Annotated in this window: 14 protein-coding genes, 6 pseudogenes and 1 other annotated feature; of the genes and pseudogenes, 18 read left to right on the plus strand and 2 right to left on the minus strand. The window is 48.6% G+C overall.

Annotation, left to right across the window (positions count from 1 at the left end; all coding sequences use genetic code 11):
- Positions 1–82: 82 nt before the first annotated feature.
- The 12 genes and pseudogenes from JCM10914_RS02765 (at position 83) to JCM10914_RS02820 (ending at position 10829) form a co-directional block, all read left to right on the plus strand.
- The gene (locus tag JCM10914_RS02765) at positions 83–760 is read left to right on the plus strand and encodes a DUF2953 domain-containing protein (protein ID WP_023957130.1); all 678 of its coding nucleotides are present in this window, start codon (positions 83–85) and stop codon (positions 758–760) included.
- Entirely contained in the window at positions 733–1191 is a 459-nt protein-coding gene (gene ytfJ / locus JCM10914_RS02770; RefSeq protein ID WP_023957133.1) for a GerW family sporulation protein, read from the plus strand. The genes JCM10914_RS02765 and ytfJ overlap by 28 nt, the downstream gene beginning before the upstream one ends.
- 123 nt (positions 1192–1314) lie before the next feature.
- The gene (locus tag JCM10914_RS02775; protein WP_023957135.1) at positions 1315–2496 is read left to right on the plus strand and encodes a D-alanyl-D-alanine carboxypeptidase family protein; all 1182 of its coding nucleotides are present in this window, start codon (positions 1315–1317) and stop codon (positions 2494–2496) included.
- Positions 2497–2565: 69 nt separating this feature from the next.
- Positions 2566–3200, plus strand: a pseudogene (locus JCM10914_RS02780) (nucleoside recognition domain-containing protein).
- 6 nt (positions 3201–3206) lie between these two features.
- The gene (locus JCM10914_RS02785) at positions 3207–3740 is read left to right on the plus strand and encodes a spore maturation protein (RefSeq protein WP_023957140.1); all 534 of its coding nucleotides are present in this window, start codon (positions 3207–3209) and stop codon (positions 3738–3740) included.
- Positions 3741–3864: 124 nt separating this feature from the next.
- Positions 3865–4206, plus strand: a complete 342-nt coding sequence (locus tag JCM10914_RS02790) for a hypothetical protein (RefSeq protein WP_023957142.1) — start codon at positions 3865–3867, stop codon at positions 4204–4206.
- 21 nt (positions 4207–4227) lie between these two features.
- A pseudogene (locus JCM10914_RS02795) lies at positions 4228–4982 on the plus strand (pseudouridine synthase).
- A gap of 125 nt (positions 4983–5107) precedes the next feature.
- Positions 5108–5635, plus strand: a complete 528-nt coding sequence (locus JCM10914_RS02800) for a redoxin domain-containing protein (protein ID WP_023957148.1) — start codon at positions 5108–5110, stop codon at positions 5633–5635.
- A pseudogene (locus tag JCM10914_RS02805) lies at positions 5632–7319 on the plus strand (cytochrome c biogenesis protein ResB). The gene JCM10914_RS02800 and the pseudogene JCM10914_RS02805 overlap by 4 nt, the downstream one beginning before the upstream one ends.
- Before the next feature lie 2 nt (positions 7320–7321).
- Positions 7322–8580, plus strand: a pseudogene (gene ccsB, locus JCM10914_RS02810) (c-type cytochrome biogenesis protein CcsB).
- 99 nt (positions 8581–8679) lie between these two features.
- Entirely contained in the window at positions 8680–9396 is a 717-nt protein-coding gene (locus JCM10914_RS02815; protein ID WP_023957156.1) for a response regulator transcription factor, read from the plus strand.
- A gap of 1 nt (position 9397) precedes the next feature.
- Positions 9398–10829, plus strand: a pseudogene (locus tag JCM10914_RS02820) (ATP-binding protein).
- 109 nt (positions 10830–10938) lie between these two features.
- Here the strand turns inward: JCM10914_RS02820 and serA are convergent.
- The gene (gene serA, locus JCM10914_RS02825; RefSeq protein ID WP_023957160.1) at positions 10939–12534 is read right to left on the minus strand and encodes a phosphoglycerate dehydrogenase; all 1596 of its coding nucleotides are present in this window, start codon (positions 12532–12534) and stop codon (positions 10939–10941) included.
- A gap of 191 nt (positions 12535–12725) precedes the next feature.
- Positions 12726–12954 (minus strand) — a binding site (T-box leader).
- A 228-nt stretch (positions 12955–13182) separates the two neighbouring features.
- Between serA and JCM10914_RS02830 the strand changes: the two genes are divergently transcribed.
- Genes JCM10914_RS02830 through JCM10914_RS02840 form a run of 3 tightly spaced genes read left to right on the plus strand, consistent with a single transcriptional unit; the run spans position 13183 to position 14994 of the window.
- Positions 13183–13782: a CPBP family intramembrane glutamic endopeptidase gene (locus JCM10914_RS02830; RefSeq protein WP_023957162.1), complete on the plus strand. Its 600-nt coding sequence runs from the start codon at positions 13183–13185 to the stop codon at positions 13780–13782.
- The gene (locus tag JCM10914_RS02835) at positions 13769–14176 is read left to right on the plus strand and encodes a hypothetical protein (RefSeq protein WP_036716801.1); all 408 of its coding nucleotides are present in this window, start codon (positions 13769–13771) and stop codon (positions 14174–14176) included. Before JCM10914_RS02830 ends, JCM10914_RS02835 begins: the two co-directional genes overlap by 14 nt.
- Positions 14173–14994, plus strand: coding sequence for a metallophosphoesterase (locus JCM10914_RS02840; RefSeq protein ID WP_023957164.1), 822 nt, complete (start codon positions 14173–14175; stop codon positions 14992–14994). Before JCM10914_RS02835 ends, JCM10914_RS02840 begins: the two co-directional genes overlap by 4 nt.
- Before the next feature lie 58 nt (positions 14995–15052).
- Here the strand turns inward: JCM10914_RS02840 and JCM10914_RS02845 are convergent.
- Positions 15053–15945: pseudogene (locus JCM10914_RS02845) on the minus strand (polysaccharide deacetylase family protein).
- Between the two features lie 93 nt (positions 15946–16038).
- On the opposite strand from JCM10914_RS02845, the gene JCM10914_RS02850 reads away from it, so the two are divergent.
- From JCM10914_RS02850 to prsW, 3 genes are all read left to right on the plus strand, one after another.
- Positions 16039–16407 (plus strand): hypothetical protein, encoded by a 369-nt coding sequence (locus JCM10914_RS02850; RefSeq protein WP_036716804.1) that lies wholly within the window; start codon positions 16039–16041, stop codon positions 16405–16407.
- Between the two features lie 202 nt (positions 16408–16609).
- On the plus strand, positions 16610–17218 hold the full coding sequence (locus JCM10914_RS02855; protein ID WP_023957172.1) for a genetic competence negative regulator: 609 nt from the start codon (positions 16610–16612) through the stop codon (positions 17216–17218).
- Positions 17219–17275: 57 nt separating this feature from the next.
- Entirely contained in the window at positions 17276–17974 is a 699-nt protein-coding gene (gene prsW / locus JCM10914_RS02860) for a glutamic-type intramembrane protease PrsW (RefSeq protein WP_023957174.1), read from the plus strand.
- The last annotated feature ends 12 nt before the right edge of the window (positions 17975–17986 follow it).

Consider the following 17986-nt stretch of genomic DNA (forward strand, 5'->3'; position numbering starts at 1 on the left):
CGTTCGTATCTTTCTGTCCTGCTTCTGCCATACTAAGGCAATGGAGTGACTGTAACTATGGCTCGTTGTGGGGGTTTCTAGTGTGAGAATATGGCTGTATATACTGCTTGGCTTTGTAGTGTTGTTTATCGTGCTGATCACGGTAATCCTGAGCTCTACCATTACGACCAAGCTCGATGTGGTGCTTCGCAAAGGTAAGCAGCATGTAATCGTGGAGATCAAAATGTTATTTGGCATGGTTAAACGAACGTGGGATATGCCTTTTCATATGGCGAACGGCGGCATTGAATATAAAACGGAACCGGTTGCCAACAGCGAGTCCGATTCCCCTTCAAGCCATAATCAAGATTCATCAAGTAAGACGATTCGATATAGCGACTATATAAGGGCTCTATGGTATACCAAAGGGTTCAAGAAATGGGTTCGCCAAACGTTGGCTTCGATCCATCTTGAGAATATCCGATGGTCAACACGTATTGCACTGGATCATGCAGCAGACACTGCGGTAGCCACTGGTTTGTTGCACGGTCTTAAGCATACGCTGCTTGGCTGGATGTCGCATCGCTTGATCATGGAGGAACCGCCTCAAGTGGATGTCTACCCAATATTTAACGGACCGCCGCAAATTTCCACGGAAGTTTACTGTATAGCGAAAATCTCCTGCGGTAAAGCTATATATGCTGGACTGGTACTTATAGTTCGCGTGTTAAAGGTGAAAGGAGGAGTAAGATCATGGCAGAGCACCCTATTCAAGGCTTGATGCAGACCGCTATGGAGAATATCAAGGGAATGGTGGATGTCAATACGATTGTAGGCGACCCCGTGAACACGCCGGATGGCAGCGTCATTTTGCCAATCAGCAAAGTAGCTTTCGGTTTCGCGGCTGGCGGCAGTGACTACAACATCGAGGGCGGCCATCATGGCTCCACACACTCCACTGAGGGCTCGCACAGCGGCATTTCTCATCCTTTTGGCGGTGGCAGCGGTGGCGGCGTATCCATTCGTCCGATCGCGTTCCTAGTCGTTGGTAAGGATGGCGTGCATATCGTGCCGTTGGATAACCAGACCCACCTGTTTGAACGAATCATCGATTCCACCCCGTTCATTCTTGAACAGATTCAGTCGATGTTCCAATCGGGTTCTCACCACCATCACGATCATGAACATGAAGACACCACTCCTTCATACTAATGTTGAAGCGAGGCATCCCTTCCGTTTATACGGAAGGGATTTTTTACTGTGATGAAATGGACATACCTTAGGCCTGGCCAACATATACTTGTACAAGATTTCTGAACACCGGAGGCTAAAATAATGAAAATGAGATGGATGAAACGCAAGCGGCTGTTTTCCACCTTCATCGCGATATGTTGCCTATTCTGCGTAATGGTCCCTGTTTACGGGGATCATGAGGGAGGACCGCCCAATCACGCGCAATCCGCTGCGCTGATCGATGTTACGTCAGGTAGATTGCTTTACAGTAAGAATGGCGACGAGCGTATGCGTATTGCCAGTCTGACCAAAATCATGACAGCTATCGTTGCCATTGAGCATGGCAAGCTTGATGACCAAGTGACTGTATCGAAGAACGCTTTTGCCAAAGAAGGGTCATCGTTGTTTCTGAAGCTTGGGGAAGAGATGACGCTGGAGAATTTGCTCTATGGGTTAATGCTGCGCTCTGGCAATGATGCAGCAACTGCTGTGGCGGAGCATGTCGGCGGAACCGAGGAAGGTTTCGTTATGTTGATGAACGAGAAAGCGCAGGAGCTTGGCATGAGCAATTCGCACTTTATGAACCCGCATGGATTGGATCATGATGAGCATTATTCTTCGGCTAACGATGTGGCTGTACTGACAGCTTATGCCCTCCAGAATCCCGTGTTCAGCGAAATCGTGAAGACCCCAACCAAGAAGGCGCCAAATCCAAATGAATCCTGGGACTACAAGTGGGACAACAAGAACAAAATGCTGCGTTTCTACGAAGGGGCGGATGGAGTTAAGACCGGTTACACCAAGAAGGCTTTCCGTTGTCTTGTCAGCTCAGCCACCCGCGATGGTCAGCAGATCGCAGCGGTAACGCTTAACGATGGCAATGACTGGAATGATCATTCCACGATGCTGGATTACGGCTTTGCCCACTTTCCCTTGAAACAGGTTACCGAGAAAGGACAAAAGATTCAGGGGCACACGCTCGTTACCGGAAGTACATTCATTTATGCGTTTGCTCATGACGAAGATGCTCGCCTTGTCAAACGACTCGTGCTGCATAAACCGACAGCTCCGGACTTCTCGTTTGGCTTGCGCGGCCATATCGAGTTGTTGCTCGATAATGTAACTATCGGCAAAGTTCCGGTTTACGAGGAAGGAAGCAAGCTTCCGGAACCATCGGCGGCGCTACAGAAAACGACGAACACGATGGGCTCGATCGGTTCACGCTCATTATGGCAATCGGCTGGCGAGGTCATCCGTCATTTGTTCAGGGCCAATCATAATTAGCCTCGCTTGGAAATTGAGATGCGCACACTTTTACTCTTCACTGGCGGGGAATAAACGGGGGCAAACGTGATGATACATTTGATTTGGCTGGGGATGATTGTGATCGGATTTGGTTTCGCGGCTTTTAACGGGAACATTGAGGTGGTGACGAAGGCCGCGTTTGACGGTGCACAGACGGGAGTGACGGTCTCATTCGGATTAATCAGTATCCTGGTGTTCTGGCTTGGATTGATGCGTCTTGCGGAGGATTCCGGACTACTGGGCAAGGTAGCCAAGCTGCTTGGACCCATCGTCCGCTTTCTGTTCCCTGACGTACCGAAGAATCATCCGCCATGGGTTACATCTTGTCCAATATGAGCGCTAATCTGTTTGGATTGGGCAATGCGGCCACACCGATGGGGATCAAAGCGATGCAGGAGTTGCAGAAGCTGAACCCGGACAAGGAAACTGCATCCGCTGCGATGTGCACACTGCTTGCATTGAATACGGCAAGCATCACTTTGATTCCAACGACCTTAATCGCGATAAGGCTGAATTATGATTCGGCGAATCCGGCGGAGATTGTGGGGACGACCCTATTGGCTACTGCCGTCGCTACTGCCGCTGCCATTATGGCGGATCGATGGTACAGAAAGCGAGATATCGGGCGCGGGAAGCCGCCAGGACTCGGGACAGGAATTAAGCAGCCGGAAGTGAGGGGGTGATGCACATTGCTTTCCTGGATTAGTCTCATTTCCGCCTGGGCCATCCCCGTCATTATTGCCTTCATTCCACTTTATGCTTATACACGCAAGGTTCCCGTATATGATTCATTTGTGGACGGAGCCAAAGACGGCTTCTCCACAGCCATCGGGATCATACCTCATCTGGTGGGAATGATGGTGGCGATCAGCATATTCCGTGCGTCAGGTGCGCTGGAGTTCTTTGTAGGGTGGACAGGCCCGTTTTTGCAATCGTTGGGGGTTCCTAGTGAGATTTTACCGCTCGGACTGCTACGTCCACTAACAGGCACAGGCTCTCTTGCATATACAACTGAATTGATTCGGGTATACGGGCCCGATTCCATGATTGGCCGAATCGCATCCACGATTCAAGGCAGTACAGATACGACCTTGTACGTACTAACCGTTTATTTTGGTGCGGTGGGTATCCGAAATGGTCGTTATGCACTAAAGGTTGGGCTTTTTTCCGACTTGGTTGGCTTCGTCGCAGCGATTGCGATTTGCCTTCTTGTTTTTGGATAGAAGAACAAACGAAAGGTAATGATACAGCTTCATAGGCGTTTTTCATAATACTGGTTGCATGCCTATACCCTCGAATCCATTCTTTCATATACTGCAGCAATGAACTTGATGCAGGGGTGATGGGATGGAGTTCGAGGGTTTTGTCATACATCATACGGAAGGCGAATGCGGAGAAGAGGCAGCATGGGACTTTAAGATTCATCTGGACGGATCGGTTAGATGTTCTTCGATGCTGATCGAACCCCGTCAGATTCATATCTGTCTGGAAGGCGACTTTAACCGTCCGTACGAAGGGATGGACTTGCAACAAAAATCACAGCTCTTCATGGCAGCTAAGATCATTTTAGAGCTGTCCAGGCTTCATGAAATATCCCCTTTATATTTGTTTCCTCACTCCGACTCCTGCCCGGGAGTACATTTTCCATGGAACTCGCTTGTGATTTATCCTGTCGATGGTTATCATTAGGGATGAGGTGACCTATTGAACATGGAGAGATTACAGAAAATTATGGCACAGGCCGGAATAGCTTCTCGCCGCAAGTGCGAGGAATTGATTCTTCAAGGCAAAGTGCAGGTGAACGGGGAGACCGTAACCGAACTCGGAACGAAGGCGGACCCAGCCCAGGATCTAATTACCGTATCGGGCAAGCCGATCAAGAATGAGAAGAAGGTATACGTGATGCTCAATAAACCAAAGGGGTTATTACGAGTGCCTCGGATCCGGAAGGCCGCAAGATCGTATCCGATTATCTTAAAGGTGTGAACGAGCGAGTCTATCCAATCGGCCGATTGGATTATGATACAGAAGGATTACTGCTGTTGACCAATGATGGCGAATTTGCCAATCTGCTCAGCCACCCCAAATACCACGTGCCCAAAACCTACTTGGCAACGGTAAAAGGGGTGCCGCACGGCACGGAACTGGACAAGCTGCGTCAAGGAATTATGCTGGAGGATGGTATGACAGCCCCTGCTGAAGTGGAATACAAGGATGTAGACCCTGATGCGAAGCAGTCGGTGATTTCGATTACGATCCATGAAGGACGCAACCGCCAAGTGCGGAGAATGTTCGAGTCGATCAATCATCCAGTCACTCGGCTCAAGCGCATCTCTTATGGTGATTTGCTGCTGCAAAATCTTAAAAGAGGACTGTATCGACATCTGACGGCCGACGAAATCAACCAACTCCTGCAGATGGCAAAAGCTGCGAAGCCAGGTGGCAAACCGCGGAAAAAACGTTAACTCGACACATAATATTCAAAATGGCGAGCGGCATTTATGACAAACTTCGTTATAATTGTTCATAGGATGTTCACACCCATAGCATACAAATATGATGAATGTCATAGAAAGGAAGCTGCTGCACGATGGGCAAATCTAAGAAAAGCATACAGATCGTTATCCTGCTTGCCATTGTCCTGATCGGGGCGTATGCCGTCGCGACAGTCGTCTTCGGTTCAGATAAGGTGCCGAAGGTCGGGGAGAAGGCAGCGAATTTCGAATTACTAGGCACGGATGGTAATGTGCATACCATGAGTGAATATGAGGGTAAAGCCAGAGTAATCAATTTCTGGGGGACGTATTGTCCACCTTGCGTCCAGGAAATGCCAGCGCTTCAGGCCCAGTGGGAGAAATGGAGCAGCCAGGGCGTTGAGATTATCGGCATCAACGTAGCGGAGAACAAGATGACCGTAGAGAATTTTGTGGCGCAGACCGGGGTGGAGTTCCCCATTCTGATGGACCCGCATCGTGATGCGGTCAAGAGCTTTGGCGTTGGGCCGATGCCGACCACTTTCTTCGTATCCTCATCTGGTAAGATTGACCATATTAGTATTGGCAAACTGGAACTGAGCACCCTTGATAAACAAATCGAACAGTTGGTGAATGCGAAATGAGTCAAGGTTCAAAACCTTTGATCGAGAACACGAAATGTGAATGTGGACACCAGAATCCGATCGGGACGGTGCTATGTGAAGCATGCGGCAAACCTTTGACCGAGGAAGCCAAGGCTCAACCGGTTCTGGAAATGCGCTACGACGGGGTTGCCCGTCGATCACAGAAGGCAAACCCGGGTATCATCGACCGGGTCTGGAATTTCTTCTCCTCGGTAAAAGTCGCAATCTATTTGATAGTATTGACTCTGCTCGGTTCTACGCTCGGAACCATCTTCCGCAGGAGAGCACATTTCTCAATATTGATCCTTCTGTCTATTACAAGGAAGAGTATGGACAGTTGGGTCACGTTTATTATCTGCTTGGACTTTCCCATACATATACGTCATGGTGGTTCGTATCGCTGCTAATTATGATCGGTGCGTCGCTCGTTATCTGCAGTTTGGACCGTGTGCTTCCCCTCTATAAAGCGTTAAGCAGGCAGCGCATCCCGAAACATATGACGTTTCTTACTCGTCAAAAGGTCGTCTATCAAGGGCAGATCGAGGGAGACGGGGAAGCTTGGGTCGAACGGATCAAGCCGATTATCAAGAAGAAAGGCTACCGGGTCCGTACAGACGGTGGCACGTTGCTGGCAGAGAAACAGCGCTTTAGCCGCTGGGGGCCTTATGTTCTTCATATTGGCTTGATTATTTTCCTGCTGGCGGTTCTGGGACGGAATCTTCCCGGTCTGCATATGGACGAGCATATGGCGTTCCCGCAGGATGAGCCTGTGCACATCAAGAACACGAGTTATTACTTAATGAACGATGGTTTCAAGGTGGAGTTCTATACCGAAGAGGATATGCCCGATGAGTTTAAAGGCAAGAATAAAGTACTGCCTAAAGACTTTGAGACACAAGCTATTTTGTATAGCTGTGAAGCGAACTGCAATGAGCTTGGCCAGGAACCTCAACTAACGGAAGTGATGCGGCATAATATCCGGGTGAATCATCCGCTTAACTATCATGGACTTAAGGCGTATCAGTTCGATTATGATCTGACTCCGATTCTCCGTTCGGTTTCTCCAGTACTGATTAACAGTAAAAACGGCGAGGAATATGGCAAGATCATGCTCTCCATTAACGATCCGCAACGAGAATATGAAGCAGGGGATTACAGTTTAACGCTGAATAAGACGTTTACTGATTTCGGGCTTGGTGATGATGGAGCACCGGTGAATCTGTCACCGAATCCGAAAGCGCCTGCATTTTTATTCTTGATTAAGGGTCCTGAACTGCCGAGCGAAGGGGTTCAATATTTCTACTTCCCGAAGCAAATTGATAAAGAGCGCTTTCAGCAGGATTCTATTAATGCCCAACTGGCCGGAGGAGAGCTCCTTGTCCAGTTGGACGTGCTGAGCATGGATGATGTGGATTTTTCGGAATCCACGACATATTTGAACATTCGCGTGGACAAGGCAATGCCTTTCATTTGGGTAGGCTCGTTCATCGGAATGATTGGCCTCGTCATGGGCTTTTATTTCACCCACCGCCGAATCTGGCTGCGTATTGATAACGGGAAGTTAACCTTAGGAGCGCATACGAACAAGAACTGGTTTGCTATACGCAAGGAGATCTCCGCCATCCTGAAGCAGATGGATATCGAAGTGGATGAGAAGTCATTGGAGAATAACAGGGGGAGTTAAGCATGTCGAATTGGTTAATAGATTTTAGTAGCAATGCCTTTATTGTGTCCTTTCTCCTATACTGTGTATCATTTATCATGTATGCATTCGCAGTAATGGGGCGTCGTTTCCGTAAACGGGACCCGGAAGTGCATATGGCAAAATGGGGGAAGATCGCCTTTGTTACAGCGACGATCGGGCTAGCCGGTCACCTGGTGTATTTCTTTACAAGATGGGCCGGCTCCGGTCATGTGCCTGTCAGCAACATGTATGAATTCATGTCGTTCTTATCGATGACGATCATGATTGCTTTTCTTGTTCTTTACTTTCTTTACAAAAAATCGATGCTTGGGTTATTCGCACTTCCGATGACCATACTCATCATGGCGTATGCGGCTGTATTCCCGCAGCAGGTCCAACCGCTGATACCCTCCCTGCAATCGTATTGGCTCGGTATCCACGTAACGCTGGCATCCCTCGGCGACGCTTCTTCATCGTCGGATTTATTGCCGGCCTGATGCACCTGCTGCGCACGGTGAACTTCAGCGGAACGACGAAGAGCGACCGCAGAGAACAGCGCTGGCTGGAACTTTGCTTGTTCGGGATCGTGGTCCTGCTCGGGTTTATCATATCGGTATACGGTTTCCGCGTTGGCGGATATCAAGCTGAATTCCAGCAGACAATCGTTGATGCTGATACAGAAACCAGCCGTGTTCAGCAAGTTGAATACTTCATGCCTCCCATTGTAGCTCCTTATCAGAGTGAGACACAGAGTATGCATTCCTTCCTAGGGATGAAGGAACCGTTGTTCGAGGCTCCTTCGTGGATGCACGGTGTTAACGCCGGACGTAAGCTGAACACGGTGATCTGGTCAATCGTGAGTGGTTTGATTCTGTATGGTGTAATGCGCCTGATTCTGCGCAAACCACTTGCGAAGTTGATACAGCCCGCTCTGAACAAGCTTGACCCGGATGATCTGGATGAAATCAGTTACCGCGCTATTGCGATCGGGTTCCCGATCTTCACGCTTGGTGGTCTGATCTTTGCGATGATATGGGCCGAGATCGCCTGGGGCCGCTTCTGGGGCTGGGATCCGAAGGAAGTGTGGGCACTAATTACTTGGCTCTTCTATAGTGTGTACCTGCATTTGCGGCTGTCGCGCGGCTGGCAAGGGAAATACTCGTCGTGGCTGGCGGTTATCGGCTTTATCGTAGTCATGTTTACGCTGGTAGGTGTCAACCTGATTATTGCTGGTCTGCATTCTTATGCCGGAACGGATTAATGGTTAACTTAATAGCAGTTTAATGATAATCAGAAGAGTCCCTTCTAGCGGGGGACTGCTTCTGATTTTCCCTATCTTGAATGAAGGAGTTGCTGCACAATGTCAGAGCATGGTAATCGTATTCTGGTTGTGGATGACGAAGAACGGATCCGTCGATTGCTCAAAATGTATCTGGAGAAAGAAGGCTACGAAATCGAAGAAGCGGAGGATGGCGAAACCGCGCTTCGCATGGCCAGCTCCGAAGAATATGGTCTTGTCATCCTTGATGTCATGCTGCCAGGCATGGACGGCGTCGAGGTATGTACGCGACTTCGCCAGATCAAGTCTACGCCGATCCTGATGCTGACCGCCAAGGGCGAGGAAATTAATCGTGTCCAGGGATTTGAAGTCGGTGCGGATGATTATGTTGTGAAGCCGTTCAGCCCGCGAGAAGTTATCTTCCGCGTGAAGGCGATTCTGCGCCGGTCATCGGCAACCGCCTATCTAAGTAAGGAATCCAACACAAGTAACAGTATTGTGTTTCCACATCTCGTCATAGAACATGACGCCCATCGTGTAACGGCAGGTGGTCATGAGATCAGCCTAACTCCCAAAGAGTACGAGCTGCTGCACTATCTGGCTTCTTCGCCGGATAAGGTGTTCTCACGCGAGGAACTGCTCAAAGACGTGTGGAACTATGAGTTTTTTGGCGATTTGCGCACAGTGGACACTCATGTGAAGAGACTGCGCGAGAAGTTAAACAAGGTATCAGCAGAAGCCGCAGCTATGATAACGACCGTGTGGGGAGTAGGATACAAACTGGAGGTTCCGAAGTAAGGTGAATTTCTGGAGATCACTCGTTGGCAAGCTGTGGATCACGATTACGGGTCTGGTCGCATGTGTCCTGTTGACCCTTGGCTTATTTCTGCTTCCTTACATTGACACCACCTTCGCGAACTCGGACGCCATTAAGCGTCTGTTTACTTATGTGGCTATCATTGGCTTTTCGATGACTACGTTTTTCGGCTTGTTCCTGTTGACCAAGATTACGCAACCGATGCAGCAGTTAATCGAAGCTGCCAATGACATTCGGCGAGGAAAATACGGGACGAGGCTTGACCTTGTAACGAGCGATGAGATCGGTGAGCTAGCCAATACATTCAATCATATGGCCGCCGAGCTTGAGACCAACATCCGGAATTTGAACCACGAAAAAGAACATCTATCTAGCGTGCTGCGGAGTATGAGTGATGCCGTCATCACGTTTGACAATAACGGCCAGGTTATCTTGGTGAACCCTCCAGGCCAGGAGATCATGAAGACCTGGAAGGGGCTGGAATGGGATGAGGAGCTGCAAGGCGGTGGTTGGGCCGCGGACGTCATGCCCAAGCCGCTGAGCGAGCTATATTACACCACCGTGGATGAAGGCAAGGATCAGACCGCAGAGCTGCACGTAAAGCAGGGAATATGGTCTGCCCATATGGCGCCTCTCTATTCCGAGGACATGATTCGCGGTGCCGTTGTTGTCCTGCGAGATATAACGGAACAGGTGACTTTGGAGAAAATGCGCACAGACTTTATTGCGAACGTCTCCCATGAAATACGAACACCGCTGTCTATGATGCAAGGCTACAGCGAAGCGCTGCTGGATGGTATGGCTCCATCACCGGAAGAGAGCAGAGAACTGATTCAAGTCATTCATGAAGAGTCGCTGCGAATGGGTCGCCTCGTTAAGGATCTGCTGGATTTGACGCGCATGGAAGCTGGACATGCCGAGATGTCGCTTAGACTGGTTGATGTAGGCGACCTGTGTGACAGGGTTTATCGCAAATTTATGGTTCGCGCCAAGGAGCGCGAGATCGATCTGAATTGGAGCAAGCCTGACCACAATCTGGAGCTGGAAGCGGCGGATGAAGATAAATTGGAGCAAGTACTCACGAATCTGTTGGACAATGCCTTCCGGCATACCCCGTCGGGCAAACAGATCAAAATTTCAGCCAATCGTATCTGGCAGGGCGAGGGTGAAGCAGTCGAGGTTAAAATCAGTGATCAGGCGTGGGCATCCCGCCGGATGACCTGCCGTTTGTATTCGAACGGTTCTACAAGGCCGATAAGGCCCGTGTAAGGGGCGAGACCGTGGGGACGGGGATCGGTCTGGCGATCGTCAAAAATATCGTTAGCGCGCACCATGCACGATTAGTGCCACAAGTGAAGTGGGGATTGGGACGGTGTTCAAGATGAGTATCCCTGTAAAAACGGCAGAATTATAGAGAATGATCCTCAAAAAGACAAAACACGCTCAGAAATGAGCGTGTTTTTTTGTTGAATTTATGCGTTTAATCTTGTTCTACGTGGAACAAGATTAAACGGTATACACGATTACTTGCTCAACACAATCTGTTGCGCGGTATTCAGCTCAGACAAGCCGGTGAGCTTAATGAGTACCTCTTTCGGTACATCTTTATCCACGGTCAGGAACATAATCGCTTCGCCGCCAATCACTTTTCGTCCAACCTGCATGGAGGCGATATTGACATTGTTCTCGCCAAGGAGCGTTCCGACGCGTCCGATGATGCCTGGCTTATCGTTATGTGAGATTAGAATTAGATGACCCTCAGGCGAGATATCGACCGGGAAATGATCCAGACGAACAATGCGCTCACCATAGCCAAGCAGCAGGGTACCTGCCACGATTCGTTCTAACCCGTTCTGGGTCTTCAGTGTCACGGTAACCAGGTTCGTGAAATCCTTTGTTTTTGGCGTTTGGGAGACGACAACATGCAAGTCGCGACTCTTGGCGAGGTGCATGGAGTTGACGATGTTTACTTCACTGCCAAGATGGCGCTCCAGAACACCCTTTACGATATAGCGGGTTAATGCTTGTGTATCAACTTCAGCCAGCTCTCCCGCATAATCCACATGAATCTCCCTTACGGCATGTGCCGTAATTTGGGCAGCAACGCTGCCGAGCTTCTCTCCGAGGGAGAAGTATGGCTGCAGCTTGTTCATAACCGTAGCAGCAACGAGCGGGAAGTTGACTGCATTCTTGAACGGTTCGTTACGAAGAATGTGAAGCACCTGTTCGGACACGTCGATCGCTACGTTCTCTTGAGCCTCAACAGTAGACGCGCCGAGATGAGGTGTAACAATTACCTTAGGATGGCTAAGGAATGGATGATCCATTGCCGGCGGTTCGTGTTCGAATACGTCAAAGGCAGCACCGGCCACGATCCCTTCATCGATCGCTTCCACAAGCGCAAGCTCATCGATAATGCCGCCGCGTGCGCAGTTGACGATGCGCATGCCGCGTTTCATTACTTCAAATTGTGGACGAGCGATCATATGGCGTGTATCCGGCGTCAAAGGAGTATGCACCGTAATAAAGTCCGCATTGCGGATAATGTAATCTACCGAAGACAGCCTGACGCCCAGTTTATCCGCACGTTCTTCCGTCAGGAATGGATCGAAGGCGAGGATGCTCATACCGAATGCTTTAGCTCGCTTGGCCACTTCGCTTCCGATGCGTCCCATCCCCATCACGCCAAGCGTTTTGTTGCGAAGCTCTACACCAAGGAAAGATTTACGATCCCAAGTACCGCCGACGGTTTTGGCATAAGCTTGCGGGATGTGCCGCGCCAAGGCGATCATCATAGCAAAGGTATGTTCGGCCGTCGTAATCGTATTACCATCAGGAGCGTTAATAACCACGATCCCGCGTTTGGTTGCTGCTTCAAGATCAATGTTATCCACACCAACGCCGGCTCTACCAACGACTTTCAGGTTCGTGCCTGCTTTCATGATTCGTTCTGTGACGCGTGTCTGACTGCGGACTAGCAATCCGTCATACTCTGCAATAATGGCAGTAAGCTCATCTTCGCTGAGCCCGGTTTTTTTGTCTACCTGCACATCTTTTGCATCCATTAACTGTTGAATCCCCAAATCGCTGATTGGATCCGATACCAATACTTTAAACATGGTTTCTCTTCCTCCTTAGTTTCTCTATACAAGTGCAATAATATTGAATAAGGTTCGCGCTGTGGCGCGCGAAATCCGTTAATCCGGCGTTATTGAGATCAGAACGCAGAACATCTTCGTACATCTAACGCGTTGATGCATCAAAGGACTAAGAACATAAAAAAAACCCCAATCCGCATACTACTTCCGTAGTAAGGGACGAGAGTTATTCGTGGTACCACCCTTATTCGCTGCCCGGGAGCAGCCTCAAACGGTCTGTATAGACCATGATTGGTAACGGATATCATCCGATTTACGCCTACTCTATCGTTCAGCGAAATATCTCAGGAACGCTCAAGCCAGCTTATTCATCGCCGATTTACACCAACCATCGGCTCTCTGAGGATGTCTAAAGCTCCTTGTTTCCATCATCGGTTTTAACAGATTAATTTTTTCATAATGTATCACGGCTCTAACATTGTGTCAATAGCTGAAGTGTTTTGTCAAAACGGCTCTACAATTGTGAATAAAATCGTGCAGCCTTGAATGTCATACAGGGAATTTGCTATGATTCATATGCCGCCTATGTTAAGTTTTAAGATAGAGGTCGAAGGTTGTTCCGGATATAATGATCGATCAAAACCAAGATGAAAGACAGGCACATCCTTTATGAAGAAGTTTAAAATTCGCGTGAAACGAATCGAAGCCCATCAATTGAATGACAGGCTGCTCTTAATCAATCTGTATCTTACACAAGCTTTAACTCTTATCGTTGGACTGATCTGGATTTTATTCCAGGGACGTAACCCGTTTGGCCTGCTGGCGATTCCGAATGAACTTCAGTTCGTATACTGGGGACTGGGTCTGGCCGGCATTATGCTGATCGTCGATTTCGTACTCTCCCGGTTCGTGTCGGATGAAAGCATGGATGACGGCGGGATTAACGAGATGCTGTTTCGCAAGCGGCCCGTCTGGCATATCTTTGTCATTGCCTTGGTCGTCTCAATATGTGAGGAACTATTGTTTCGCGGCGCGATTCAACATGCCTTCGGGCCTTATTGGACCAGCATATTATTCGCACTTATTCATGTACGGTACCTAAAACATTGGCTTCCTACAGGCTGGGTATTCTTAAGCAGTTATGGACTGGGCTATATCTATATTTATACAGGCACCTTGTGGGCTCCAATAATATGCCACTTCCTGATTGATTTCATATCGGGGATGATGATACGATTTCGGAGGAAAGAGGAACATGAGTCAACTTAGCAGAATGGATCGACACCAGAGCCGTAACAAAGGCCGGAAAAACAAGACACAGAGCAAGAAGCCAACTGCTGCAGAAGAGCAACGTAAACGAACGACTAATCATTTCGAGGAGCAATCCGGCAGTCATTCAAGCGCTAACGATAACACAGGAACTACCAAGGAGCTGCGCCGCTCTAGGTCGAGTGCTGCTTCGCAATCGCCTGCCTATTCCGATTCCACGGAGGAATCGACGGCGCCGAAGCGGAGAGATACATACTCCTCATATCGGCTTCGGGTTAGCAAATGGTTCGTGAACTCTTTAATTATTATATTTGTCCTGCTTATGATTGGCCTGCTGTGGTGGGGACTAAAAGGCGCCCCTCCTATAAATGAACTGTTAAGGGGTCTTATATGAGTGTGTGGTTATGGGGAGCAGGATTGTTCGTGAGTTGTGTTTTGGCAGCGATGGGGTGGATGCGTGCTGAAGCGTCGGGATATCGGCCACGGGAGGAAGAAGTGGTTTCCGAACGTGTTCCGTTGTCATTTGATGGGTATCGCATTTTGTTCATATCCGATATTCATCGAAGAAAGTTATCCGAAGAGTCCTTGCGCAGAACGCTCCCGGAGATCGATTGTATCGTACTCGGGGGAGATGTAACGGAGAAAGGCGTTCCGATCGAGCGATTGAGACACAATCTGAACTTGCTGCAACGTATTGCTCCCTCATATGCCGTTCTCGGTAATCATGATCTGTATGCCGGGCAAGATGCCGTGTTAGAGGCGATGAAGGACGCGGGGGTAATTGCGCTGCGCGATCAAACCGTAATATTGCATAAAGGCAATGACAGCGTCGGGTTAACCGGAATTAAGCAACCGGCAAGTAAAAACCGTCCATACACCAATTTTCAAGGTCAAATCAGTTTGGATATGTACCATATTCTCGTCGTTCATGATCCGATTTGGCTGCAAGGAAGGAAGGAAACCTGCTGCGATCTGCTGCTTGCAGGACATACGCACGGAGGGCAGATCGTGCTGCCGCTGGTCGGTGCGTTTCAACTTGAACGATTCTATCATACATACAAGTCCGGGTGGTATTCGCTTCGTCGATTGGCGGACATGAGCCGAAGTACTTGCCGGATGCTGATTAGCCGCGGGTTCGGTACCTCGCATATACCACTTCGGCTCAATTGTCCAGCAGAGTACCATGTCATTACGTTACGCCAAAAACCTTAGCTGCTATCACCTGGAGGTGAACAGCTAAGGTTTTTTATTTGGGATTGGAACGAGATTATCATCTGATCTCGGTCTCAATCAAGTTAGGATCAACAAAGCCATAACCTTCCGAGTCGAGCTTCGTCAGCAACGAGTCCAAGGCTTCAACGGTCCAGGGAAGCTCATGCATGAGGATGTTGCTGCCGGGATGAAGCTGTTCCAGTACATTATTCACAACAGCGTCTGGTTTATTTTTATTCTTGCTCTCCCAATCCAGCGAGCCGTTGGACCAGGTCATAAACAGCATATCTTGATCCGCGACAATCTTCTTCACCGTATCTCCACCCGAACCGAACGGAGGGCGGAAGAATCTCGGCCGTTTGCTACCGTATCCATCACGATTTCCTGTACATCCTCAATTTGTTGTCTCGCGCTCTCCGGACCTTCCTTCTTCAGATCAATATGATCCCAGGCATGATTGCCAATGATTTGTCCGCGATCATCGATGATCTTTAACAGATCAGGATTCTGTTTGACCCGATAACCGTTAACGAAAAAAATAGCTTTGGCATCATGTTTATCCAGTACGTCAATCATATTGTTGATCATGGTCTCGTCCTTGGGGCCATCGTCAAACGTCAGTAGAACGACCTTCTCGGAGACGGATTCGTTGTTAGGTACGATTCGATACACCTGGTTCATGTGATACTGAGGTTCTGCATTTATTTCTTCCTCGTCAGAAGGTGAGGATTCATGATCAGGATCTTCTTCTGAGCTCTCCGGATCTGGATCTTCCATTGTAGTGTCAGACGGTTCCGCTGGGCTTTGTTGCTCTTCCGCCTGTTGGCTTTGTCCACTTGGTGTGTTACCGACTTCCGGTGTTGTTCCTTGCTGCTGATCTCCTATGCCTTGACTGCAAGCAGCCAGAAGCAGACAACAGCCGAGTAGAAGTACGGTTCGTATTCTATTCATGATTCCATCTCACTTTCCTGTATTTATGTAGCATGAGTTGCTGGTTATACGTGAATGATAAGGACGAGTTTATCATAGAAGGAGGTATCATTTGTGAAGACTTCGTCATTTCTGTATGGTGTCATCATCGGTGCAGTTGCATGTCGTATGATTTCCCGAAAAGGCAGCATGCCATTCTCCTCGATGATGAAAGATGTTAACTTAGGACGTTTTGCCGATAGTGCAATGAGTAAGATTAATGGGGCAAAAGAACGCCACTCTTATGGCTCGAGCCAAGAAAGCGTGTTTCCCAGTTCAGGCGGACATCAGTCCCGCGGAGGGAATGCAGGAAGCCAGGCATCGAGTCATACGAAGGCTGCCAACTTAAAACAGGTGAAGGACTTTATTCGTAACAACCCTGACGTAAAAGCAGAAGTTGAACAAATATTAAAAGAAACTCACAGCGTCATACCGGGTTTGTAAACGACTTCGAACCATTTTGAATCATTCTCGGGGAGGAAGAGCACGTTTCCCTAAGAATGATTCTTTTTTCTTCGGCTACATATTTACGTGCATTTGTGGGTATTAAATGATAAAATCAATTATATAAAACCATTTTTATCACGTCATAATCCAGTCATCATAATGTGTTATAAACTTTTGTTTACGTAAGGAGGATCCTGTCATGAAAATAGAACGTTTGAGTCAAGATAAGATACGGATTTTCCTCACGTTTGACGATCTGAGTGAGCGAGGGATCCAGAAGGAAGAGATGTGGCAGGAAATACCGAAAGTTTATGACCTGTTTACGGAGATGATGGATCAGGCATACAGTGAACTCGGGTTTGATGCCACCGGACCGCTTGCCGTTGAGGTGTTCGCACTGCCCGCCCAAGGCATGGTGGTTATCGTGACGAGAGGAAAATACGATCATTTCGGAAGCTTGTCCGAAGAAGAAATGCCGGATGAGATTTATGAGATGGAACTTACACTGGACCAAAGTGATACGATCGTCTATGTATTTCAGGATTTTGAAGTGCTTATTGAAGCATCCCATATGTTGAAAGAACTTGTAGGCGGAGCAGGCAAGCTCTATCACTATCGAGATAAATGGTTTTTACATTTCGATCCGGAGGAATTGGTCAGCGAGAAGCTGCCGGCGATTATCGCCGTTCTGGCAGAATTCGGTGAATCATCTTCGGTAACGGAAGCTATGCTGGAAGAATACGGGAAGAAGGTTATGCCTCAACAAGCGGTTGAAGTCATATGCACCCATTTCCAGCGTGGGCAATAATGATTGTGGGCGTGCGTGCCGGAATTCAGGCCCGCTACTAACGGAAGGGGAATTATAGTGCTGGTGTTCTCAGTTATTGCGTCGGCTGTGGCTCCGGGACTCGCATTGCTCACGTATTTTTACCTGAAAGACAGGTATGATCAAGAACCTCTGCATATGGTAGTCAAGGTATTTATGTTAGGGGTTCTGATCGTTTTCCCGGTGATGATTCTGCAGCGGGGAATAATACTTTGGCTTGGCGAACATCCGGTTATTGAGTCGCTGCTTGTCTCGGCTGGCGTTGAGGAGTTCCTGAAATGGTTTGTCCTCTATCACATTATTTTTAAGCATAAGGATTTTGACGAACCCTACGACGGCATTCTTTACGCAACGGCGATTTCCCTCGGGTTTGCTACGGTGGAGAATCTGCTGTATGCCTGGTACAGTCAGGCTGCGTTTGGCGCGATGTTCCTGCGAGCATTACTTCCAGTGTCAGGACACGCCATGTTCGGTGTCATTATGGGCTACTACTTGGGACATGCAAGATTCAACCAAGGAAGACGAAGGTTCTTTCTGTTCTTGTCCCTCGCAGTTCCGTGGATGTGGCATGGCTTGTATGATTTGATCTTGAATTTGTTCACTCATACATGGGTTTGGTTCATCGTACCGCTGATGGTTCTTCTCTGGTATGGTGGTATGGGCAAGATCACACGCGCCAATAATCGATCGCCATTCCGTTTCATCAAGCGTGACGAAGAGGTTAATATTAGCAAATAATGGGCACACTTC

Origin of the sequence: Paenibacillus sp. JCM 10914 (assembly GCF_001315105.1) — a bacterium.
Taxonomy (GTDB): Bacteria; Bacillota; Bacilli; order Paenibacillales; family Paenibacillaceae; genus Paenibacillus_AQ.

What these genes read in the sequence shown, in the direction of transcription:
- JCM10914_RS02855 (WP_023957172.1), top strand. Translation starts at nt 16,610, where the DNA reads ATGAAAATAGAACGTTTGAGTCAAGATAAGATACGGATTTTCCTCACG.
- JCM10914_RS02790 (WP_023957142.1), top strand. Translation starts at nt 3,865, where the DNA reads ATGGAGTTCGAGGGTTTTGTCATACATCATACGGAAGGCGAATGCGGA.
- serA (WP_023957160.1), bottom strand. Translation starts at nt 12,534, where the DNA reads ATGTTTAAAGTATTGGTATCGGATCCAATCAGCGATTTGGGGATTCAA.
- JCM10914_RS02775 (WP_023957135.1), top strand. Translation starts at nt 1,315, where the DNA reads ATGAAAATGAGATGGATGAAACGCAAGCGGCTGTTTTCCACCTTCATC.
- JCM10914_RS02815 (WP_023957156.1), top strand. Translation starts at nt 8,680, where the DNA reads ATGTCAGAGCATGGTAATCGTATTCTGGTTGTGGATGACGAAGAACGG.
- JCM10914_RS02835 (WP_036716801.1), top strand. Translation starts at nt 13,769, where the DNA reads ATGAGTCAACTTAGCAGAATGGATCGACACCAGAGCCGTAACAAAGGC.
- JCM10914_RS02840 (WP_023957164.1), top strand. Translation starts at nt 14,173, where the DNA reads ATGAGTGTGTGGTTATGGGGAGCAGGATTGTTCGTGAGTTGTGTTTTG.
- ytfJ (WP_023957133.1), top strand. Translation starts at nt 733, where the DNA reads ATGGCAGAGCACCCTATTCAAGGCTTGATGCAGACCGCTATGGAGAAT.
- JCM10914_RS02800 (WP_023957148.1), top strand. Translation starts at nt 5,108, where the DNA reads ATGGGCAAATCTAAGAAAAGCATACAGATCGTTATCCTGCTTGCCATT.
- JCM10914_RS02830 (WP_023957162.1), top strand. Translation starts at nt 13,183, where the DNA reads ATGAAGAAGTTTAAAATTCGCGTGAAACGAATCGAAGCCCATCAATTG.